Genomic DNA, 21809 nt, shown 5'->3' with positions numbered 1-21809 from the left:
AGAAGCGCCTTATCAGTGCCCTATCAATGCCCACATAGGCGCCGGGCGAGGTGCACTTTTTAGCTCACTGATAACGAAAGAATCGGTACATTAACGGGAAGGTTGATACCCTAAAAGGTATGGCTCCACGGACCACGAAGGGTCGTAACACGACCTCTACTAAAGCAAACACTAAAAAGACCACCCGCAAGCGCACCACCTCCCGAGGCGGCGCCCAGCGCGGTGCCAACACAGCGAACCCTGTAGCGGGCGCTATCTCCTCCGTCTGGCTGAGTATAGCTCACGCTATCGGTGGGCTCTTCCGCTCCATTGGTGCGGTGCGCACCGACCTTGCGCCCGAAGACCGCCGTGACGGTGGCGCGCTCACCATCCTGCTGTTTGGCATGATTAGCGCAGGGGTGGAGTGGTACAACTGGCGTTCCCATACCTCCCTCGGTTTGTTGCGAGCGCCGCTGGATGCCTGGCACACCATGCTGGGCGGTATTTTCGGTCAGGGTGCCCTGCTGATTCCGGTGTTCTGCCTTATCATGGCGTGGTGCATTTTCCGTGGACCTGACCTCATTAAACGTAATAACCGCGTGGCGGTGGGCTCCTTCATCATACTGGTGGCGACCTCCCTGTTCTTTGCCCGCCATGCGGGTCACCCGACCTTCGCGGATGGTTTTGACGCCGTCTGGGCTGGTGGAGGCGTGGCTGGCGTTCTGCTGGGCACCCCCATTGTGCGTGTGAGCGGCGGTATTGCGTTCGTTGAGATTCTGATTCATCTGCTGCTGGGTATTGCCGGTCTGATGGTTCTGACGAATACTCCGATTCGTCAGGTGGTGCCGCGTACCCTGCACATGGTCGGTCTGGCTCTGGGTGAGAAGCCCAACGGCACGACTCGAACCTCCGTGAAGGACAGCCCTTCGGATGCAACTCAGACCGTGAATCTGAACGCTGAGGAGCACGACCGTAGCTACCTGTACGAGGATGAGAAGCCGGCACGTACGGCTCCGAAGTCTGGCGGCCTGTTCGCTCGTCTGCGCGGTTGGTTGGGCATTGCTCCCGCTGCGTCGACGGATTCTTCCCTGGACGAGTACGCCGGTGATGAAGCATTCGTGAGCGCCGTGGTGGATGAGACTCACCCGGAGACCACGCAGATGCCGGTACAGCCCGTGGACTCTGCACAGGGATCCGCTCAGCAGGCGCGCCCGGCGGCTAAGCCGAACCGCCTGTCCCGTCTGCCGGGCCGCCTCAACCAGGCACCGGCTGCGCAGGGTACTTCTGCGCAGAACAGTGCGTATTCGAGCAGCCCGGACCTCTTCGATGTTGAGGCATCGGATGCACCCGCAGCCCGCCTGGACCAGGTGCAGCGTGCCGCCGTGGCGAATGGCCGCGTGAACCGTATTCCTGGCGAGGAGCCCCTCTTTGACGTTGAAGCATACGATGGCTTCGGCGCTTCTGAGGAAGCTGCACCGCAGACGAAGCACCACCAGGTAGTTAACTCTGCACAGCCTGCAGCACGGTCGGCGGCCCCGGTTTCTGCACCCCAGGCTCCTGTTGCCCCCGCGGCTCAGCCTCCGATTCCGACCCGCATGCACTCGCCGGGTGCGCACCCGAAGAACGTGGCTCCCGCGGCTTCGCGAGCGCCTGAGGCTGGCGCATCCCGCCCGCTGCAGAACAATACTCAGGTGGCAACCACCGAGCAGGCGCGCGGCGAGCAGGTTGTGCAGTCCTCCCGCGGCACCTATGTGCTGCCCTCGGAGGAGTTACTGGTTGCTGGTCCTCCCGCCAAGGAATCTTCCGAGGTCAACGAGCATGTGGTTGAGGCTCTGACGAATGTGCTGGAGCAGTTCAAGGTGGATGCGCAGGTCACCGGCTTCTCGCGCGGCCCGACCGTGACCCGCTATGAGATTGAGCTGGGTCCCGCCACGAAGGTGGAGCGTGTGACCGCGCTGAGCAAGAATATTGCGTACGCTGTGGCGAGCCCGGATGTTCGTATTCTGTCCCCGATTCCGGGTAAGTCTGCTATTGGTATTGAGATTCCGAATACGGACCGTGAGACCGTTGCGCTGGGTGACGTGCTGCGTTCCTCACAGGCTCATGCGAACTACCACCCGATGGTTATGGGTGTGGGTAAGGACGTTGAGGGCGGCTTCGTGCTGGCCAACCTCGCAAAGATGCCGCATATGCTGGTCGCTGGTGCGACCGGTGCCGGTAAGTCTTCGTTTGTGAACTCGATGATTACCTCGATTCTGATGCGTTCAACCCCGGACCAGGTGCGCCTGGTGATGGTCGACCCGAAGCGTGTGGAGCTCACCGCCTACGAGGGCATTCCGCATCTGATTACGCCCATCATTACGAACCCGAAGAAGGCAGCTGAGGCTCTTCAGTGGGTGGTTCGTGAGATGGACGCCCGCTACGATGACCTCGCCCATTACGGCTATAAGCACGTGGACGATTTCAATAAGGCGGTGCGTGAGGGTAAGGTTCAGCCCGATCCCGGTAGTAAGCGCACGGTGCACGAGTACCCGTACCTGCTGGTGATTGTTGACGAGCTCGCCGACCTGATGATGGTCGCTCCGCGTGACGTGGAAGAAGCGATTGTTCGTATTACGCAGCTGGCGCGTGCGGCGGGTATTCACCTGGTGCTGGCAACCCAGCGTCCGTCGGTGGATGTGGTGACCGGTCTGATTAAGGCGAACGTTCCGTCTCGTATGGCGTTTGCGACCTCCTCGGTGACGGACTCTCGCGTGGTGCTGGATCAGCCCGGCGCCGAGAAACTGATCGGTCAGGGTGACGCACTCTTCCTGCCGATGGGTGCCTCGAAGCCGATGCGTGTTCAGGGTGCGTGGGTGTCTGAGTCTGAGATTCACGCAGTGGTTGAGCACGTGAAGAAGCAGGCGCCGACCATCTACCGTGAGGACGTGATGGTCTCTGCCGCGAAGAAGCAGATTGATGAGGAAATTGGCGATGACCTCGACGATCTGTTACAGGCGGCGGAGATTGTGATTACGACCCAATTCGGTTCGACTTCGATGCTGCAGCGTAAGCTGCGCATGGGCTTCGCGAAGGCTGGCCGTATCATGGACCTGCTGGAATCGCAGGGCGTGGTGGGCCCCTCGGAGGGCTCGAAGGCACGTGAGGTGCTGATCCGCCCGGATGACCTGCAGGTGACCCTGGCACGTATTCGCGGTGAGGAGCCTCCGGCTGCCGACCCGTACGCGAATGCGGTGGACCCGGGTGAAGCGGTCACCGACTATTTCGATGAGCCCGATGATGAGGGTTCAGAGGACGCCTGGCAGCTGACTGGCCGCTAGTCCTCCAGCGCCCTGCCCACTCAGCTGAGTGAACCCGCGACATGCACCCCGCATTGTCCCCGTGATGTCTGCTACGGCACACGTATAATGGATGGTACGGGGTGTTTGCGTATCCCCGATACGTTTAGGTGTCGGCGCGTACGCGGTCTCTCACCGTCGAAAGCGATCTACCCGTAAGGAGCCGTTATGAGTGAAGCTCGCAATTCCGCACCCGCAGGTGCGGTCAGCGCAGCGAAGCCTTCGAACTGGAATGTGCCGAATGTGTTGACGGTTCTGCGTATTATTGCGGTTCCTTTCTTCATTGTTGCCCTGGTTACGGGTGGTACTTTTGGTGCCGCAGATTCGATGCACCGCTGGTTGGCGTGGATTATTTTCATTCTTGCCATGCTCACGGACTGGGCGGACGGCTATCTGGCGCGCTCGCGTAATCTGATTACGAGCTTCGGCAAGATTGCTGACCCGATTGCCGATAAGTTCCTCACCGGCGCGGCGTTTATTGTGCTGTCGACGCTGGGTGAGCTGTGGTGGTGGGTCACGATTGTGATTCTGCTGCGCGAGTGGGGCATTACAATCATGCGTCTGTTCATCATTAAGTACGGTGTGATGGCCGCTAGCAAGGGCGGCAAGATTAAGACCGTGCTACAGACGGTGGCGCTGGTGCTGATGCTTCTGCCGCTGGGTCAGCTGGGTCTTGGGTGGCTGATTCCTGGTTGGGTTCTGATGGGCGCGGTCACTGCGATTACCGTGTGGACCGGCCTGGTGTATGTGCGTGATGCGTATATTTTGCGTCGTAACTGGTTGCAGGCTCAGGCCTCCCAGGGCGGCGGTCATTAGAGGCGAGGGGGGAGTGGCGTGTGCTGCTCCCCTTCGTTGTACCTGCGGTGCGTTGTGTGCCGCGTGAGGTTTTGGTCGGCGGTTCGCCGCTGAAAGGAGAGAATAATGGTTCCCCTCATACTTGAAGATGCTCCGTCCCTTGATCCTGCTGAGGTTTTCTCCGGTACCCCGGAGGCGGCGGCTCTGCTGCTCCGTGATGCGGTGCGGTTGCGTGCCTCCCAGGAGGGGCCGGTGCTGGTGGCAACGGCTGAGTCGCTGACCGGCGGGGATGTGGGCGGCGCGATTTGTACGGTGCCGGGCGCATCCGCGTATTACCGTGGCGGAGTGATTTCCTATGCCTACGAGGTGAAGGCTCAGGTGTTGGGTGTGGATGCTCAGCTGCTGGCGCGTGAGGGGGCGGTGCATCCTGCGGTGGCGGTGCAGATGGCGGTCGGTGCGGCGCGTGTGTGCGGTGCTGATTATGCGGTGTCGACCACGGGTGTTGCCGGTCCTGATCCTGCGGATGGTCAGACGGTGGGTACGGTCTATATTGGTGTGTGTTCTCCGTCCGGTTCTGAGGTGTTTGAGCGGCACTATTCGGGGGATCGGGCGCAGATTCGTGAGGCGGCGAGCGCGGATGCGATTGCTCTGCTGGCGCGTGCGGTGCGCGGTGGTGCTGGTGGGGGTTCTGGAGAATGAGCTGGCGTAGCGACTCGGCTAGACTGTGCTGTGCTGTGTGGCGCCTGGAATGGCTGTGTAATCATCTGTGCAGCGCCTACCTGAGAAAAAATTTTACGGTTCAAATATATTCACAGGGTTCTTTCAGCTCCGCAGGAATAAAGGCATAGGTTCGTCTGTTTGAATAGATACAAGCCGTAAGAAGAAGACGAAAGTGGCGGGGCACCTAGCTCACGCTCCAAAAATCAGTTAGGCTTATTCTGTACAGTCCCGCGCGTCGGGAATACCTACTCAGGAAAGTGATATAGAAGCTCATGGCTAAGCAGCGTGTATCGATTAATGGCATTACTAAGTGGAAGGAAATCGAGGAGACCCCCCGACAGGTCGCCCCGGTCGTTGAGGAAGCTAAGGTTGTTCCCCTGCGACAGGCAATCGGTGAGGTTCTTCGCGATGTTCGCCAGCGTCAGGGTCGCACCCTGCGCGAGGTTTCCCAGCGTGCCCGTGTTTCCCTCGGTTACCTGAGCGAAGTTGAGCGCGGTCAGAAGGAAGCTTCCTCCGAACTGCTGGCATGGATTTGCCAGGCTCTGGATATTCCGATGTCCCAGATGTTGCGTGAGGTTGCCGACCGTATGGCAGTTCTCGAGGGTGTTCAGATTCCGGATACTGTTCCGGCTGAGATGTCTGAGCAGTACAAGAGCGATTACTACATTCTCTCGAAGTAACGCAAGGCGGCACATGCCGCGCTAAATGTGAAGCGATGCCGTGCATCCCCGTAAGGTGGTGTGCGGCATCGCTTATTCTCAGTTTATTCTCGGGCGATGTGACGAATTATGAAGCAAACTAGCGGTGAAGAGGAAGGAGCGCTTGTGAAGCTGAGCGAATTTTGGGTGTGCATGGAGTATGAGTTCGGTGCCGGGTATGCTCCGGTGCTGGCGCGTGACTTGGTGCTGGGGTCGTTGGGTCATGTGACCGCTGCGGAGGCGCTGGATCAGGGCGTTAACCCGAAGGATGTGTGGCTTGCGATTTGTGAGGAGCAGGAGATTCCGCAGGAACGCCGCCTGGGTCCCGATAAGGAGCCGTTGCGCTAGGTAGTGAGCCTGGCGTGTTCTAGCGCCTGTGCGGTGCCTACCAGCTGTTCCCTGGCAATTGTTCGAGTGCTGGCGCCTGTGCGGGAAGTATTTTCGAATAATTAGCCGAGAATCCGGGTTTTTCGAAAATATATGCCGAAACCCTATCCGATTTATTCGAAACCGGGTCGTAATTTTGTTCGACTCATGCTAGACTTTTCCACATCAGGAATTTTTTGGAAAAGTCTTCAAAGTTTTCCACAGATTTTAAAAAATGGCCTTATCCTGTCAGGCTGTGACCCTAGAGTAGTCTCAGAAGGAACCGGTAGGCCAAAACCTTCAAGGTCTCGATTACGAGTCCCACCGATTCCGAAGAAACATTACTCCCGTCAACCACTGACAACACAAAGAACGAGGTACTACCGTGGCTAAGAACACCAAGTCTCAGAGCGTAGCTCGCGTTCCCGAAGAGGGTCGCGCCAAGGCACTTGAAGCCGTGATGGCACAGATCGATAAGAATTACGGCAAGGGCGCGGTCATGCGCTTGGGTGATAAGGAAATCACCAAGACTGAGGTGATCTCCACCGGCGCTATCGCTCTGGATGCAGCTCTGGGTATTGGCGGCCTGCCCCGTGGCCGCGTCATCGAGATCTACGGTCCCGAGTCCTCTGGTAAGACCACCGTTGCACTGCACGCTGTAGCGAACGTTCAGAAGGCAGGCGGCGTGGCGGCGTTCATCGACGCCGAGCACGCACTGGATCCGATCTACGCGGCTAAGCTGGGTGTGGACATCGACCAGCTGCTGGTCTCTCAGCCCGACACCGGCGAGCAGGCACTGGAGATCATGGACATGCTGGTTGGTTCCGGCGCCGTTGATATCGTGGTCGTCGACTCCGTTGCAGCACTGGTACCCCGCGCCGAAATTGAAGGTGACATGGGTGACTCCCACGTGGGCCTGCAGGCTCGCCTCATGAGCCAGGCTCTGCGTAAGATTACCGGCCGCCTCTCCGCAACCGGCACCACCGCAATCTTCATCAACCAGCTGCGTGAGAAGATTGGTGTCTTCTTCGGCTCTCCCGAAACTACCACCGGTGGTAAGGCACTGAAGTTCTACGCTTCGGTCCGTATCGACATCCGCCGCATTGAGACCCTCAAGGACGGCGCTAACCCGATCGGTAACCGCACCCGCGCCAAGATTGTGAAGAATAAGATGGCTCCGCCCTTCAAGCAGGCTGAGTTCGACATCCTCTACGGTGAGGGCATCTCCGTTGAGGGCGGCATCCTGGACCTGGCGGTGGAGAACGACATCGTCAAGAAGTCCGGCGCATGGTTCACCTACGATGGTGAGCAGCTGGGTCAGGGCCGTGAGAACGTTCGTAAGCTGCTCAAGGACAACCCCGAGCTCACCGAGGAACTGCAGTACAAGGTTCTGGTGAAGCTGGGCATCATTGAGGAAGAAGCTGAAGAGCAGGCAGTTGCTTCTGAATCCGAGGGTAACGACCCGCTGGACGAGCTGGCTGAGGACTTCTAAACCGGCCCGCGTAGCTTCTTGCTAACGCCACGACTGATTGCCGTGTGCTGTGCATTCCGCACGGTGCACGGCAATCTGTCGTTAACGGAGAGTGCTTTAAAGAGAGTATCGGGGGTGCCGAGACAGCGCCTCGTTACAATGGGGGAGCGCCGTATAGTCTGGTGCACGGGTCAACAGTGACCCGTCAATAAACGATCCAATACAGGGGAGAGGAGGAACTGAGCATGACGGAACAGCACGGTCATGAAGAGCACGAGCAAAACAGCGCGCGTGACGACGATGCCGGTTTTGCGGCGCTGGATGGGACCGAACCGCACTTCGGTTCCTCGGCTCTGGAAGGTTCAGCCTTCCAAGACTCTGCATTCTCTGCGTCTGTTTCCTTTGAGACCGCTATTTCCTTTGAACCGGCAGCCCCGCCTGTTGAGGTAGGCGGCTTCGAAGCGCTCAATTTTGAGGCGCCTACCGCCCTGGCGGAGCCCACCCTCAGCTGGGAGGCGCCTCCTGCTGTTACGCTTCCTGCTGTCGGAGAGCCCCCGTATCAGGATGAACCCCCGTACCCTGACGAGCCTCCTTATGAGGTTGAACCTCAGTATCCGGCAGAGCCTAAGTATGTAGGGGAATACTGGGTATCCTCGGACGAAGCAGCACCCGCAGAAGCGATAGCGGAGAAGCTTGAGGGTCAAGAACCTTCACCCCAAAAAACCAAGCCGAAAGCGCGGCAGGCTGAAAAGCCCGCGCCCAAGAAGAAGTTAGCGGCTAAGAAGAAACCAGCGGCCACAGAAAACGCATCCAAAAAGTGGGCGCGGAACAGGGTCGCGGATTCGGTAGCCGCTGAGGAGTTCCCGGACTGGCACCCCGCCGCGCACGGCTTTGTTGAAGAAAGCATCGCCCGCGATAACGGCGGCGACTACGCGGGGGAGTTCCGCGTACCCGAGCTGCTCCTGAAAGCTGCGCCCGCCAACTTTAAAGATGGCAGTTCCGAAGAAAGTAGCGAGCCCCCGCGTCGTAGCCTGCTCGTTGACCCGAACCTGCCCGCCGTCTCCATTGACGAAGCGCCCGTTCGTGCCTTCACCCCCGGCGGTGCCGAGCCGCGCCCCATGGCGGCTGGCCGTATGAGTCGAGCCGGTGCCGCATCCATCGGGTCGGGGCTCACCGCCGAAGAAAAGGAAGAGATTGAGCGGCAAGCAGCTCAGCGGGATAAGCAGAAGAAACGCAAGTCTTCGCGTGCCTCCAAGAACACAGACTACAAGCGTGGGTTCCGTCGTATGAGCGCGGCGCAGGAAGAGAAAATGCGGAGCCGTTCGCCCTACGCGCCCGCCTTCGGAGCTCGCAGTGACGATGAGGAAACCCGCAAGAGTCCAACCGGCCGCGGCTCGGGGAGCAACCTATTCAGGGAAGGAAGCAGCTTGAACGAAGAACTCACCCCGGCTGAAGAAGCACTCATTCGCGGCATTGCTGAGGAAGAGGCGCAGGGCGTTGGTACCGGAAAGAGCCGTGCCGCTTCGGCGGGTTCCCCAAAGAGCGGTTCTCGAGCTCGGGGCTTCCAACCGGGCGGCTCTCAGATAGGACATGCTTCCTCACCGTCGGAAAGCAACGTGCCTTCCTGGAAGCAGAAGGTGCGTACCGCCCGCGTCGCGGAAGAAACAGACCCCTACACTCGCGCTAAAACCATCGTGTACAATCAGCTGGCGTACTCGGCAAAAACCCGAGGTCAGCTGCGTAAGAAGTTGCAGGCAGAAGGCTTCGAGGCGGAGCTCATTGAGCCGCTGCTCGATAAGTTTGAGGCGGCAAAACTCATTGACGACGCCGAATACGCCCAAATGTTTGTGGCACAGAAGAGCCGCACCAAGAAGCTCTCCCGCGCCGCGCTGCGTCGTGAGCTCGCTGAACGCGGGGTGCGCGGTGAAGAAGCAGAGAACGCACTGGCTCAGCGCACCGACGAGCAGGAACGTGAGGACGCTGCCGAGCTGGTGCGTAAGAAGCTGCGCCCCGGTATGGACCTGAGCGACCGTGCCGAAAAGGATAAGGTGACCCGCCGACTACTGGGGATGCTGGCTCGCCGCGGGTACTCCTCCTCGGTGTCGATGTCGGTGATTCGTGAGGAACTTGCCGACTACGGTGCGGATGACGAGCTCTGGTAGTTGGCGGCTCTGGTCTAGGATGAGTAGGTCGCTCCGTCTAAGGCTTCCATCAATGAGTTAAAAGGGTGAGTCCGCTACAGACATACTCTGTAGCGGGCTCACCCTTACGTTTTTGAGCTTTATAAAACGACTTGTCGAAGGCTATATTCGCTGTTTACTTGAGCGCTCCCAGATGGTCCGCGAACTCGGCGAGGGTTGCATCCTGAGAACCAGCGATTTCCAGCAGCAGGCGCATCAGTTGCGCACCCTCACGGCGAATACGAGGTAACAAGCCGGAGCGTGCCGAAGAAGAGTACAGTTCCAGTAGAGCGCACACGGTTACCGCCGTGCACACCGCCAAATCCTCCGCCAGGTGCTCATCCAGTGGGGCGTCCTCGAACAGCGCAGAGTACAGCGCCGGCAGCGCCTTCTTACGATCCACCCGGTAGCGCGGGTACTCCGGTGAGGATGGGAAGCCCAGCATCGCCTCAACGAAGGGGAAGCCGCGGTGGTGCAGGCAGGTGCCCTCCGCATCGACCATGCGCACCTGCGTCCCGTCCGCCGAGCCAATCAGCACGTTCTGCGGCGAAAAATCGCCCGAAGAGAGCATATAGACCTTGCCGCGGTTGAGCTTGAACTGCTCGGGTACCGGCGGACGCTTGGTGAAGAAGGGCTGCAGAACGCGGCGGAAACGGAAGGACAGCTCCTCAACAGCGGCGGGAAGAACGGGTGCGTCCTCATGCTCGGCAGAGCTGGAATCCATGCTGTCAGCATCGGGCTCGGGGGAGCGTGCCTCATCAGCCACACCGTACAGCTTCTTCAACCCGCGCTCAGCTAAACCCGGCGAGGCAATAGCTCCCGGGAAGTGTGCCTTGCGATCGGCACGTGCTAGGTTCAGGCGATATTCCTCCACCGCCTCACCCATAATGCCGCTGGCGGCAAGCGGACGGTACGCCTCAATGTAGTAGTTCAGTGCATCCAGTGCCTGCTGCTCGGTGCCCTCCAGCAGGGCGTGGGCGACCGAATACTGCTCGCCCTCAACGGTTCCGGCGCTCACATCCTCCAGAGCCAGCACTCGTAGCTCAGGATCTGCGCCGTAGAGCTGCGGGAACAGGCCCGGAACCTGCAGGTTCAGTGCCTCCAAACCGTAGCGCTCACGCAGGTACCCGAAACCGCCCGCGTTCACCGTCGAATCCTTACGGCGGTAACGCTTCACAATAATCGAGGTCGGCAAAGACTCCGCAGACTCGGCTGCAGGCTTATACGCCACACACACCACAACGGAACGCATGCCGGTGCCTAGAATCTGCAAACGCTCAACCGTGCGGGCATCCACCTGCTCCAAAGAATGCGCCCAGCTGAGCAGCTGCATAAGGTTCTGACGCATCGAGACAGAATCAGCGCTCGCCTGAGGTGGCACCGGGGAGTAAGCGGCAATCGCCTCCTCAATGAGGGCGCTCAGGAGCTCGCCGTCAGGGGCGGGAGCAGAAGAATCGTTCGGTGACAGAGCCGGAAAGTTACTACTAAGGGAAACCTGCATAGAGCCATTATCCCCCATCGGATACCCTATAGGGCATGACTTCGACCCTCAGCGATTCCGCCCAGATCCCCGAAACCAGCCCCCGCACCTACGAAGTGCGCACTTTCGGCTGCCAGATGAACGTGCACGACTCCGAACGAATGTCCGGCCTGCTGGAGGCTAACGGCTACGTTCGCGCGGAGGAAGGCACCCAGCCCGACCTGGTTGTTTTCAACACCTGCGCGGTCCGCGAAAATGCTTCCAACCGCCTGTACGGTCATCTTGGCCAGCTCGCACCGGTCAAGCGTAGTCACCAGGGCATGCAGATTGCTGTGGGCGGCTGTCTGGCGCAGAAGGACCAGGACGCCATCATTGAGAAGGCACCCTGGGTTGACGTCGTGTTCGGTACTCACAACATTGGCTCCCTGCCGGCGTTGCTGGAGCGCGCCCGCCACAACCACGAGGCGCAGGCAGAACTGCTCGAATCCCTCGAAGTTTTCCCCTCCACCCTGCCCACTAAGCGCGATCACGTGTACTCCGGCTGGGTGTCCATCTCCGTTGGCTGTAATAACACCTGCACCTTCTGTATCGTGCCGTCCCTGCGCGGTAAGGAAAAGGACCGCCGCCCCGGCGACATTCTCGCAGAAGTTCAGGCGTTGGTCGATGACGGCGCTATTGAGGTGACCCTGCTCGGCCAGAATGTAAACTCCTACGGCGTGGAGTTCGGCGACCGCCAGGCATTCTCCAAGCTGCTGCGTGCCTGCGGTGAGATTGAGGGCCTGGAGCGTGTACGCTTCACCTCCCCCCACCCGGCAATGTTCACCGACGACGTGATTGACGCGATGGCGGAGACCCCGAACGTCATGCCCGTGCTGCACATGCCGCTGCAGTCCGGCTCCGACAAGGTGCTCAAGGATATGCGCCGCTCCTACCGTTCCAAGAAGTTCCTGAATATTCTGGACAAGGTGCGTGAGCGCATCCCGAACGCCGTGATTACCACCGATATCATTGTGGGCTTCCCCGGCGAGACGGAAGAGGACTTCCAGGACACTTTGAAGGTTGTGGAGCAGGCTCGTTTCTCCTCCGCATTCACCTTCCAGTACTCGATCCGCCCCGGCACCCCGGCGGCGACCATGGAGAACCAGATTCCGAAGGAGGTCGTGCAGGAACGCTACGAGCGTCTGATTGCCCTGCAGGACCGTATCGCCGGTGAAGAGAACCGCAAGCAGCTCGGTAAGACCGTTGAGCTGATGGTCGTTGCGGAGGCTGGTCGTAAGGCTGACCAGACTCACCGTCTCTCCGGTCGTGGCCCGGACCAGCGCCTCGTGCACTTTTCGGTGCCCGAGGGTTGCGAGACTCCACGCCCCGGTGACATGGTCACCGTGCCCATTACCGAGGCTGGTTCCTTCCACCTGATTTCTGACCCGACCGCCGAGCAGTACCAGCTGCGCCGCACCCGCGCCGGTGACGCGTGGGACCGCTCCCAGGCTGACTCTTGCGGTACCGGCACCACCCAGGTGCCCGGTGCGCCGGTGGGTCTGGGCATGCCGACCATCGGTCTGCGCCCCTAAAACCTATAACGAATCATGGGCCCTGTTCTTCGGGCTCTTGCCACCACCGCAAGTGGGGGTGAGGGAACCGGTAGAATGGGGCGCATGACTATCTCCGAAACTCTGCCCGTTATCGCTATTGTGGGCCCGACCGGCACCGGTAAGAGCGCGCTCGCCATTGAGCTGGCTCTGCGCCTGAATGGTGAGTGCATTAACGCTGATTCTATGCAGTTCTATCGGGGCATGGATATTGGTACCGCGAAGGTTACCGCGGAGGAGATGCGCGGCGTTCCGCACCACCTGCTGGACATTATGGATGTGCGGGATGAGGCATCCGTGGCGGAGTTTCAGGAGCGTAGCCGTGAGCTGATTGAGCAGATTCGTGCTCGTGGCCGCTACCCGATTTTGGTGGGTGGTTCCGGTCTGTATGTGCGTGCAGCCCTGGATAGGTTGGAGTTCCCCGGCACGGATGCGCGGGTGCGTGAGCGCCTGGAGGAGCAGGCGCGTACCGAGGGTATTGGTGTTCTGCACTCCCGCCTGGCGGAGGTTGACCCGGAGTCGGCTGCGCGCGTGAAGGATGAGCGCCGCATTATTCGTGCCCTGGAGGTGTTTGAGGTGACGGGTCGCCCGTTCTCGGCGTTCATGCCGGTGCGCGAGTACGTGACGGAGAGTATTCAGATTGGTTTGGATATGGATCGTGCCCTGCTGCATGAGCGTCTGCACCGCCGTGTGGAGCTGATGCACGAGCAGGGTCTGCTCGATGAGATTCGTACCCTGAACGAGCAGGGACTGCAGGAGGGTAAGACTGCTTCCCGCGCGATTGGTTACGCGCAGTTCGCTCGCGCCCTTGAGGATGCGGACTACAGCGTGGAGCAGGCGATTGAGGATACGACCATTGCGACTCGCCAGTTTGCGCGCCGCCAGCTGACCTGGTTCCGTGCGGACCCGCGCGTGCACTGGCTGGATGCGCTCTCATCCACCCTTGTAGATGAGGCGGAAGCCATCATCTGCGAAAGCACCCGATAAGCCACAATAACGAGCTGGAGCCGAGCGGATACCCCTTTGAACCGGTCCGCGCGGTAAAATCATAAACGGATAGGTCACCAACCTTAAGGACAGCATATGAGCGAGAACCCTTCCATCTGGGGCGAGCTGGCAGGCCTGACCCTCACTAAGGGTCACGGCACCGGTAACGATTTCATCTTTCTGACGGACGAGAACGCAGAAATTGCCCTCACCCCCGAGCTGGTAGCCCGCGCCTGCGACCGACACTTCGGCATTGGCGCGGACGGCTTCATTCGTGCTGCCCGCAGCACCGCCTCCCGCGCGAGTCAGAAGCTGCTCGAGGAGCACCCGGACGCTGTCTGGTTCATGGACTACCGCAACGGTGACGGTTCTGTCGCTGAAATGTGCGGCAACGGTGTGCGTGCGTTCGTGGAGTACCTGCGCACTGAGGGCCTGATTGAGCTTGAGGTGGGCGAGACCGTCAAGATTGGTACCCGTGCCGGCGTGAAGACTGTGGCGCGTACCGAAGAGGGCTACGCGATTGATATGGGTCCGTGGAGCTTCATTCACGGTGAGGCTGCCCGCGAGGGTGGCGAGGACTGCCTGGTGTCTGCTCGTGGCCTGAAGACTCCGCGTGCTGGCCTGTCCATTTCGATGGGTAACCCGCACACCGTGGTGATGCTCGGCTCCGATGGTAAGCTGGACGGTCTGGACCTGCACAGCCTGCCTCAAGTGAGCCCCGCCCCGGTCAATGGCACGAACGTTGAGTTTGTGGTGCCGGTCGACCTGGATGTTGAGAGCGGCGCGCATGTGGGTGCTATCCGTATGCGTGTGCACGAACGCGGCGTGGGCGAGACTCTGTCCTGCGGTACCGGCGCGTGTGCGGCTGCTGCTGCGACCCGTTTCTGGGGTGGTGAGGAAGCACCGGATGAGTGGCTGGTGCATGTGCCCGGCGGTACCCTCGCGGTGACTTTCGTGCTGGGCCCGGACGACCTGGAGCATGTTGTTCTGGCTGGCCCGGCGCAGATGGTTGCGACCGTTGTGCTGCGATAGCCTGCAACGATAGCGAGCAGCCCTAGACCAGAGATTTTATAGAGAAAAGCGGCGGGTGTTTTCTGACAATAAATTCAGAAAACACCCGCCGCTTTTACGTTTTTAGCAATGAGCGCGAGAGGTTCTAGTCCTCGTAGCGGTGCACCTGCAGAATACGGAAGCCCTTCGAGGTCGCATAGCGCGACACCTCAAACTCGCCGGGGTGCAGCTCCTCAAGCTGCGCGTCCATCCACTTCTGCAAAGAATCGGAGCCCAGGTTCTTCTGAACCACCAGGTAGGCGTCACCACCGGGTGCCAGGCGCGGCAGCCAGGTCAGCAGGATCTCGTGCAGAACCTCCTTGCCCACGCGAATCGGCGGGTTCGACCAGATGGTGTCAAAACGCAGTTCGGGGTCAACCGATTCGGGGGTTCCCACGGTGACGTTGGACAGGCCGAGAGCGGCGGCGTTGCGTTCGGTCAGGCTAATGGAGCGGGAGTTCACATCCACCGCGTGCACCTGCGCCTGCGGTGCGAGCATCGCCAAAGTCAGGGTGATGGGGCCCCAACCGCAGCCGATGTCGAGCATGCGTTCGCCCTGCGGGTCGGGTGCTTCCTGCAGCAAAATAGCGGTGCCCTTATCAATACCGGAGGGGCTAAAAATGCCGGTAGCTGTAGTGACGGTGACCTTGCGGCCGGCAAGCTCCACCTGCACGGGGCGGGGCTTGAATTCGGTCTCGGGGGTCTCAGAGAAATAATGCTGCTCGCTCATGCTATCCAGTGTACCGGTCGGGCAAGAACCCGCCGCACACGGGCAGAGAATGCACGGGGCGGGTCGGCAGCTTGCACGCCCTCAGCGCACAGGCGACCGAATCCCCTACCTGATGCGGGCAACGGCGGTAGAATTAGAGTCGTATGAATTCTAAGAACAACCCCGTATCTGATACCGAAAAGCTGCCCAGTGATGAGCAGTTGCGCCGCACCGTAGACCGCGTTCTGGGCCGCTCCCAGGCCACTGCCTCCGTCACGACGTATGACGCAGCCGGTACCGCGCATCACAGCGATAACTCTTCCAGCACCCACGGCAGCCACAATAGCCGCCGTGTGCTGGATACTCGCGCACGTGAAATTTCTGACGTTCAGCGCGAACATTCCGAATATGACGGTGACCAGGAAGACCTCGCTGAGCGCCGCGCACTGCGCCGTATCGCAAACCTCTCCACCGAGCTTGAAGATGTCACCGAGGTCGAGTACCGCCAGCTGCGCCTGGAGCGCGTGGTGCTGGCTGGTCTGTGGACTGAAGGCACCGTAGAGGACGCGGAGAACTCCCTACGTGAGCTCGCGGCACTGGCTGAAACCGCAGGTTCCGAGGTTTTGGACGGTTTGGTTCAGCGCCGACTCAAGCCGGACCCCGGCACCTTCCTCGGCTCCGGTAAGGCGCTGGAACTCAAGGACATTGTGGAGGCGACCGGCGCCGACACCGTCATTGTCGACTCCGAATTGGCTCCCTCTCAGCGTCGTGCCCTCGAAGACATTGTGAAGGTCAAGGTCATTGACCGTACCGCCCTGATTCTCGATATTTTCGCTCAGCACGCCAAGTCCCGAGAGGGTAAGGCGCAGGTTGAGCTGGCACAGCTGGAGTACATGTTGCCGCGTCTGCGTGGTTGGGGTGCCTCCCTGTCCCGTCAGGCGGGTGGCCGTGCCGCAGCCGGTGAGGGTATCGGTTCGCGTGGTCCCGGTGAAACCAAGATCGAGATGGACCGCCGCCGCCTGCGCGCTCGCATGGCGAAGCTTAAGCGTGAGATTGCTGCGATGGCGCCGGCGCGTGAAACGAAGCGTCTGAACCGTCGCCGTAACCGTGTGCCTTCGGTTGCTATTGCCGGGTACACGAATGCGGGTAAGTCCTCCCTGCTGAACCGTCTGACCGATGCCGGCGTGCTCGTGGAGAACGCCCTGTTTGCGACCCTGGACCCGACCGTCCGTAAGGCTCAGACCCCGGACGGTATCGGCTACACCCTCTCTGACACGGTGGGTTTCGTGCGTTCGCTGCCGACCCAGCTGGTGGAGGCTTTCCGCTCCACCTTGGAAGAGGTCGCTGACGCTGACGTCATCCTGCACGTGGTGGATGCTTCGCACCCGGACCCGGAGGGGCAGATTCGTGCTGTCCGCGAGGTCATTGCCGAGGTTGACGCCCGCCATATCCCCGAGATTATTGTGCTGAATAAGGCTGATGCCGCCGACCCGTTCGTGCTGGAGCGTATGCGTCAGCGCGAACCGGAGCACGTAATCGTTTCGGCGCGTACCGGTGAGGGCATTGATGAGCTGAAGCAGAAGATTGCGGACACTATTCCGCGCCCCTCCATTGAAGTGAAGCTGCTGATTCCGTACTCGCACGGTGAGATTATTTCGCGCCTGCACGAGTGGGATGCCGAAATTAGGAGCACCGATTTCGTATCGGACGGCACTTTCGTGGTGGCTTTGGTTCGTGAGGATGTCGCCTCCGAACTGTCCGAGTATGTGCTGGAAGGCGACCTGCTGGAGGTTCTGGAGGAAGAACTTGCGGAGGCACACACCCTGGCTGAAGCGACCGCATCTGTTTCCGAGCAGTCCTCTACCGCCGAGGCTCTCTAGGAGCGTATGAGCGTGACCGAGAGCATCAACGCGCCCAAAAACGCCCCGGGAACCGTGCCCGGATCGGCGACCGACGGCACCCGATTCACCGGGCAGGAGCTTGAGACCCTGCCCGGTGCGAAGGATGCCCTGACCCTGCTGGACGAGGCGGTTGCCGCCACTGGCGGTCAGAATCGTGCCGGTCAGCGCACCATGGTGGCGCATGTGGCGCAGGCTCTTGAACTGCAGCGTCACCTGCTGGTCCAGGCGGGTACCGGCACCGGTAAATCCCTGGGCTACCTGGTGCCTGCCCTGGCGCGGGTGGAGGAGTCAGACCAGCCGATTGTGGTTGCGACGGCGACCCTTGCCCTGCAGGCGCAGATCGTGAACCGCGATATTCCGCGTCTTCTACAAGCGCTGGAGCCGCGCCCGGAGTCGCAGGCGCAGGTTGCTCTGCTCAAAGGCCGCAATAACTACCTCTGCCTGCACAAGCTGGAGGGCGGCTACCCGGAAGACGAGCCGGATGCTCTCTTTGACATGCCTTCTTCAACTTCCCGCGTGGGTGAGGAAGTGGTGCGCCTGCGCGAGTGGGCCGACCGCACGGAGACCGGCGACCGTGACGAGTTGAAGCCCGGTGTCTCTGACCGTGCCTGGGCTCAGGTATCGGTCAGCGCCGCCGAGTGTCTGGGCCGCCGCTGCCCGCTGGTGGAAGAGTGCTTTAGCGAGATGGCGCGTAGCCGTGCCGCTGAGGCTGACATCGTCATCACGAACCACGCCCTGCTGGCGATTAACGCTTTTGAAGGCATGAAGGTTCTACCCGAACATGAGACGGTCATTATTGATGAGGCTCATGAGCTGGTGGACCGTGTGACCGGTGCCGTGTCTGGTTCTTTGACGGTTGCGATGGTTCGCCGTGCGGCACGTAGCGTGAAGAAGCATTCGAAGGCTGATTCCGGCGCACTGGAAATGGCTGCCGGCACCCTGGAGACTGCTTTCGAGGGTCTTGCTGAGGGCCTGTTGAAGGGCCTGGACGGTCGCCTTTTGACCGCTATTTCTGCGGTAAATGATGCCGCCCGCACCGCCCTGTCCGATACCAAACCGGACGGTCAGGACGTTGACGCTGGCCTGCAGATGGCGCGCTCGCGTGTCTCTGAGGTGCACGATATGAGTAGCCGCATTCTGGAGGCATCTGCTGAGCAGGACGTGCTGTGGATTTCTCGTCAGGGTGGCTGGGAGAACGGCCGCTACGTTGCTGCTTCCGATACCGACCCGGCGACCCTGAACATCGCCCCGTTGAGCGTCGGTCTGCAGTTGCGTGACGGACTGTTCGCTGACCGCACCGTGATTTTGACGAGTGCGACCCTAACGGTGGGTGACTCTTTTGATGTTGCAGCCGCCGCCCTGGGACTGCAGGGCGAGGGCGCGCCGCGCTGGACGAGCATCGACGTGGGTTCGCCTTTCGACTACCGCAAGCAGGGCATTATGTATGTTGCCGGGGATTTGAAACCTCCGGGATTTGGTGTGCATGAGGGTCAGCTGGAGCGTCTGCGTGAGCTGTGCGAGGCGTCGGAGGGCGGTGCCCTGGGCCTGTTTTCCTCAAAGCGTGCTGCTGAGCGTGCCGCCGAGTACATGCGTGAGCATAGCGACCTGAACATTCTTCTGCAGGGGGAGTCTTCGCTCAAGGCTCTAGTGGAGGAGTTCAGCGAGGACGTTGACTCGTGTCTGTTCGGAACGATGAGCCTATGGCAGGGCGTGGACGTTCCCGGTGACTCTTGCCGCCTGGTGGTGATGGACCGCATTCCGTTCCCGCGCCCGGATGATCCGATTGCGCAGGCGCGTACGGAGGCGGTGAACCGTCACCGCGGTAACGGCTTTATGGCGGTTTCTGCTCACCATGCGGCGATTCGTATGGCGCAGGGGGCGGGCCGCCTGATTCGTTCGGTGTCTGACCGCGGCGTGGTGGCTGTGCTGGATTCTCGTGTTGCGACTAAACGTTACGGCGGTTTCTTGATGAAGGCGATGCCGCCGATGTGGTCGACGCAGAATAAGGCAGCCGTGATGGGTGCGCTGGCTCGTCTTTCAGCAAGTATTGAGCGTTAGCTCGGGCGAGATTCATTCCATGCCGCACCGCCGCTCCGCTTTGGGCTATAAATTTGGACATATAGGAATCATCCCGGTGATACGTGAACGTTCACGTATCACCGGGATGATTTCTATAGAGAGCTAAAAGGCCTAACGGTTATGTCTGTTAGAAGTCGTGCTATTTAGACCCAGCTGCTTTTAGAGGCTGCGCTGGTGAGAGCCCGCGTCTTCTAGAGACTGCGCAGCACGGAGACGACCTTACCCATGACGGTTGCGCGGTCACCCATAATCGGCTCGTAGTTAGAGTTGCGCGGCATGAGCCAGGTGTGGCCGTCAACCTGACGGAACACCTTCACGGTTGCTTCATCGTCGAGCAGAGCAGCAACGATATCGCCGTTGTCTGCGGTGTGCTGCTCGCGGACAACCACCCAGTCGCCGTCGCAGATTGCGGCGTCAATCATGGAATCGCCCTTGACCTTGAGCATGAAGAGCTTGCCGTTACCTACCAGCTGGCGGGGCAGGGCAAGCACATCCTCCACGGACTGCTCGGCGGTGATGGGACCGCCCGCTGCAATTCGTCCAACCAGGGGAACGGGTACGAGGTCTTCATCGCCGACTTCGAAATTCGGCAGCTCGGGCAGGGACGAGGAGGAACTACCGTGGATGCCGACGCCGTTCTCATCCAGCACCTCAATGGCGCGGGGGAGCTTCGGGTCGCGGCGAATGTAGCCCATGGTCTCGAGACGACCGAGCTGGTGAGTGACCGAGGATAGGGATGCAAGACCCACCATGTCACCAATCTGGCGCATGGACGGCGGGTAACCCTTTTGTTCAATCTCGGTGCGGATCGCGTCAAGAATCTTCTGCTGGCGCGCGGTCAGCGCCGGACGGGGTGCTGTTGCCATTTCTTTTCCTTCGGTCTGTGCCCCGAATTCTGTATTCCGGTCTCTGTAGTCTGTTTGAGACACAGTCCGGTCGGGGCACGGATGGGTGCTTCACACGTTTTCCGATGGTGTCCTAAAGATTTTTTGGTTCTGCCGAAATGGGTCTTATCTCGTCAGGGGGTGGAGGAATTCTATCCGTGCCGGAGCGATACGCGGGCAACGAGTATGCGCCTCCGCCCTATAAAACTCACTCAGTAGCACCTGCATTTTGATACAGAACCAAGCTGTAACGGGTACAGAAACCTGCTGTGAGTAGGACTCATCAGGAGCGTGTGGAACGTCTCTTGACACCAGTGTAGAACACTACACCGAAAAACTCAAACAAATATTCTAGATTTTTTCTTCGAAGCTCGAAGAAATTTTTAGTACATATCTGCTATACTTTAGAATAAAATTTCGTATATACTCTTGAATCTCTCCTGAAACTCAGGATTTGCGGGTGAATGTTCGAAAAATATTCGAAGATTCGGTCCGGAGTCTTCCAGGAGGGGCGAGTGAATGAGTGTTCGAATGTATTCGAATCCTCTGTCTCTCTTCGCACTATCTACCCCGGATGCTCTAGGGGTCATCTGGCGAAGAGAGAGCGCAGGGGATGGGGGTGCTGGGGCGACCCAACGCAACCCGGTGTATCCGGTGCTCTGACCTAACTAGAGAATAGCTATCCAATAGTTATTGCTTAACAATCACCACTCCATAGTTATCACTCAACTAGGACCTCCGAGCGGGTATCGCTCGGCATTGCTAGACCCGCGGGGTAACCCCGGGGCGAGCTGAGAGAAAGGAACCACAATGACTCTTGCAGCACCTATTGCTTCTCGTGGCACTTCTGCACACCTTCCGGCAGGTTTGGTGGTACTTCACCCTGCCCGCACTGTGTCCGCCCGCACCGTGCAGGGGCGTTCTCGTGTGCCTGCATCTTCGCAGTCTGTTCGCTCTTCTCGTGCGGCTCATGCACCCCGCCCTGCGCCGATGGCTCTGCCTACCCATGCTCCTACCGTTTCTGCCACCTTGGCTTCCACTCAGGCGCCGGTTCGCTCTGTAGCTTCTGGTGTGCAGACTGTCTCTGATCCACAGGCGCCTCGACTGAAGAGCGTTCTTCAGGCTAAGGGCGGCGAGCTTCTGCGCGCGATTCCCTCTTCTATCCGTCGTCTTGGTACTGTGCGCGGTTTCCTGAAAGGGCTGCCTCTGCTGACTTTGGCGGTGCTGATTGTGCTCGGTGCTATTAGCTTCTTTGGCCCGGCGGCTTCTGCTTCCGTGGAGAACGCTTCGGCGACTCGAACCATCGTTGTGGTCAAGCACGGCGAGACCCTGTGGGATATTGCTCAGGCGGTGGATCCGCAAGGTGACACCCGTGATACTGTGGTTCGTATTATGGAGTTGAACTCGTTGACTAGCACCTCTGTTGATACCGGTCAGCATCTGGAAATTCCTCAGACTCAGCGCTAAGCATGGACCCGTGTGTGGTTGGCTTCTGCATGAGGTTGGTGTCTTGACTCCGAACTCTTCATCTCTCAAGCTAGAGCGCTTGAGCCAAATTCTTGAGCCTATGAAATAGGAGCGCA

At 59.9% G+C, this 21809-nt stretch carries 16 protein-coding genes; 13 read left to right on the top strand and 3 right to left on the bottom strand.

Annotated elements, in window-relative coordinates:
* Positions 1–119: 119 nt before the first annotated feature.
* The 7 genes from ACUXHH_RS06185 (at position 120) to ACUXHH_RS06155 (ending at position 9529) form a co-directional block, all read left to right on the top strand.
* On the top strand, positions 120–3299 hold the full coding sequence (locus tag ACUXHH_RS06185; RefSeq protein ID WP_458391049.1) for a DNA translocase FtsK 4TM domain-containing protein: 3180 nt from the start codon (positions 120–122) through the stop codon (positions 3297–3299).
* Between the two features lie 186 nt (positions 3300–3485).
* Positions 3486–4133 (top strand): CDP-diacylglycerol--glycerol-3-phosphate 3-phosphatidyltransferase, encoded by a 648-nt coding sequence (gene pgsA, locus ACUXHH_RS06180; protein ID WP_279742150.1) that lies wholly within the window; start codon positions 3486–3488, stop codon positions 4131–4133.
* A gap of 105 nt (positions 4134–4238) precedes the next feature.
* On the top strand, positions 4239–4811 hold the full coding sequence (locus ACUXHH_RS06175; protein ID WP_371568217.1) for a CinA family protein: 573 nt from the start codon (positions 4239–4241) through the stop codon (positions 4809–4811).
* Between the two features lie 293 nt (positions 4812–5104).
* Positions 5105–5512: a helix-turn-helix domain-containing protein gene (locus tag ACUXHH_RS06170; RefSeq protein ID WP_005507109.1), complete on the top strand. Its 408-nt coding sequence runs from the start codon at positions 5105–5107 to the stop codon at positions 5510–5512.
* A gap of 144 nt (positions 5513–5656) precedes the next feature.
* Entirely contained in the window at positions 5657–5878 is a 222-nt protein-coding gene (locus ACUXHH_RS06165) for a DUF3046 domain-containing protein (protein WP_279790897.1), read from the top strand.
* 403 nt (positions 5879–6281) lie between these two features.
* On the top strand, positions 6282–7388 hold the full coding sequence (gene recA / locus ACUXHH_RS06160; RefSeq protein WP_279742153.1) for a recombinase RecA: 1107 nt from the start codon (positions 6282–6284) through the stop codon (positions 7386–7388).
* 224 nt (positions 7389–7612) lie between these two features.
* A complete protein-coding gene (locus ACUXHH_RS06155; protein ID WP_458391048.1) occupies positions 7613–9529 on the top strand; it encodes a regulatory protein RecX in 1917 nt (638 codons plus the stop codon).
* A 154-nt stretch (positions 9530–9683) separates the two neighbouring features.
* On the opposite strand, the gene ACUXHH_RS06150 is transcribed toward ACUXHH_RS06155, so the two are convergent.
* Entirely contained in the window at positions 9684–11048 is a 1365-nt protein-coding gene (locus ACUXHH_RS06150) for a hemin ABC transporter substrate-binding protein (RefSeq protein ID WP_279790893.1), read from the bottom strand.
* Positions 11049–11083: 35 nt separating this feature from the next.
* Between ACUXHH_RS06150 and miaB the strand changes: the two genes are divergently transcribed.
* From miaB to dapF, 3 genes are all read left to right on the top strand, one after another.
* On the top strand, positions 11084–12598 hold the full coding sequence (gene miaB, locus ACUXHH_RS06145) for a tRNA (N6-isopentenyl adenosine(37)-C2)-methylthiotransferase MiaB (RefSeq protein ID WP_279742156.1): 1515 nt from the start codon (positions 11084–11086) through the stop codon (positions 12596–12598).
* An 84-nt stretch (positions 12599–12682) separates the two neighbouring features.
* Positions 12683–13603 carry a tRNA (adenosine(37)-N6)-dimethylallyltransferase MiaA gene (gene miaA, locus ACUXHH_RS06140; RefSeq protein ID WP_458391047.1) on the top strand — a complete coding sequence of 307 codons (921 nt, stop codon included), beginning with the start codon at positions 12683–12685 and terminating at the stop codon, positions 13601–13603.
* Positions 13604–13699: 96 nt separating this feature from the next.
* Complete coding sequence (gene dapF, locus ACUXHH_RS06135) at positions 13700–14635, top strand: diaminopimelate epimerase (protein WP_279754393.1); 936 nt, start codon at positions 13700–13702, stop codon at positions 14633–14635.
* A gap of 124 nt (positions 14636–14759) precedes the next feature.
* On the opposite strand, the gene ACUXHH_RS06130 is transcribed toward dapF, so the two are convergent.
* Positions 14760–15383: a class I SAM-dependent methyltransferase gene (locus tag ACUXHH_RS06130; RefSeq protein ID WP_279755188.1), complete on the bottom strand. Its 624-nt coding sequence runs from the start codon at positions 15381–15383 to the stop codon at positions 14760–14762.
* A 143-nt stretch (positions 15384–15526) separates the two neighbouring features.
* Between ACUXHH_RS06130 and hflX the strand changes: the two genes are divergently transcribed.
* Both hflX and ACUXHH_RS06120 read left to right on the top strand, forming a co-directional pair.
* On the top strand, positions 15527–17242 hold the full coding sequence (gene hflX / locus ACUXHH_RS06125) for a GTPase HflX (RefSeq protein ID WP_279755189.1): 1716 nt from the start codon (positions 15527–15529) through the stop codon (positions 17240–17242).
* Between the two features lie 6 nt (positions 17243–17248).
* Entirely contained in the window at positions 17249–19321 is a 2073-nt protein-coding gene (locus ACUXHH_RS06120; RefSeq protein WP_458391046.1) for an ATP-dependent DNA helicase, read from the top strand.
* 212 nt (positions 19322–19533) lie between these two features.
* Here the strand turns inward: ACUXHH_RS06120 and lexA are convergent, their stop codons facing one another.
* Positions 19534–20208 carry a transcriptional repressor LexA gene (lexA, locus tag ACUXHH_RS06115; protein WP_070614766.1) on the bottom strand — a complete coding sequence of 225 codons (675 nt, stop codon included), beginning with the start codon at positions 20206–20208 and terminating at the stop codon, positions 19534–19536.
* A gap of 828 nt (positions 20209–21036) precedes the next feature.
* Here lexA and ACUXHH_RS06110 point away from each other — a divergent pair.
* Complete coding sequence (locus ACUXHH_RS06110; RefSeq protein WP_458391045.1) at positions 21037–21693, top strand: LysM peptidoglycan-binding domain-containing protein; 657 nt, start codon at positions 21037–21039, stop codon at positions 21691–21693.
* The last annotated feature ends 116 nt before the right edge of the window (positions 21694–21809 follow it).

The sequence above is a fragment of the Rothia sp. 110740021-2 genome (assembly GCF_054263775.1).
This window is presented reverse-complemented; position numbering and strand designations above follow the sequence as displayed.

Excerpts from the sequence above, each read along its gene's own strand:
- ACUXHH_RS06185 (WP_458391049.1), top strand. The coding sequence starts at position 120 with ATGGCTCCACGGACCACGAAGGGTCGTAACACGACCTCTACTAAAGCA.
- pgsA (WP_279742150.1), top strand. The coding sequence starts at position 3,486 with ATGAGTGAAGCTCGCAATTCCGCACCCGCAGGTGCGGTCAGCGCAGCG.
- ACUXHH_RS06175 (WP_371568217.1), top strand. The coding sequence starts at position 4,239 with ATGGTTCCCCTCATACTTGAAGATGCTCCGTCCCTTGATCCTGCTGAG.
- ACUXHH_RS06170 (WP_005507109.1), top strand. The coding sequence starts at position 5,105 with ATGGCTAAGCAGCGTGTATCGATTAATGGCATTACTAAGTGGAAGGAA.
- ACUXHH_RS06155 (WP_458391048.1), top strand. The coding sequence starts at position 7,613 with ATGACGGAACAGCACGGTCATGAAGAGCACGAGCAAAACAGCGCGCGT.
- ACUXHH_RS06150 (WP_279790893.1), bottom strand. The coding sequence starts at position 11,048 with ATGCAGGTTTCCCTTAGTAGTAACTTTCCGGCTCTGTCACCGAACGAT.
- miaB (WP_279742156.1), top strand. The coding sequence starts at position 11,084 with ATGACTTCGACCCTCAGCGATTCCGCCCAGATCCCCGAAACCAGCCCC.
- miaA (WP_458391047.1), top strand. The coding sequence starts at position 12,683 with ATGACTATCTCCGAAACTCTGCCCGTTATCGCTATTGTGGGCCCGACC.
- dapF (WP_279754393.1), top strand. The coding sequence starts at position 13,700 with ATGAGCGAGAACCCTTCCATCTGGGGCGAGCTGGCAGGCCTGACCCTC.
- ACUXHH_RS06130 (WP_279755188.1), bottom strand. The coding sequence starts at position 15,383 with ATGAGCGAGCAGCATTATTTCTCTGAGACCCCCGAGACCGAATTCAAG.
- hflX (WP_279755189.1), top strand. The coding sequence starts at position 15,527 with ATGAATTCTAAGAACAACCCCGTATCTGATACCGAAAAGCTGCCCAGT.
- ACUXHH_RS06120 (WP_458391046.1), top strand. The coding sequence starts at position 17,249 with ATGAGCGTGACCGAGAGCATCAACGCGCCCAAAAACGCCCCGGGAACC.
- lexA (WP_070614766.1), bottom strand. The coding sequence starts at position 20,208 with ATGGCAACAGCACCCCGTCCGGCGCTGACCGCGCGCCAGCAGAAGATT.
- ACUXHH_RS06110 (WP_458391045.1), top strand. The coding sequence starts at position 21,037 with ATGACTCTTGCAGCACCTATTGCTTCTCGTGGCACTTCTGCACACCTT.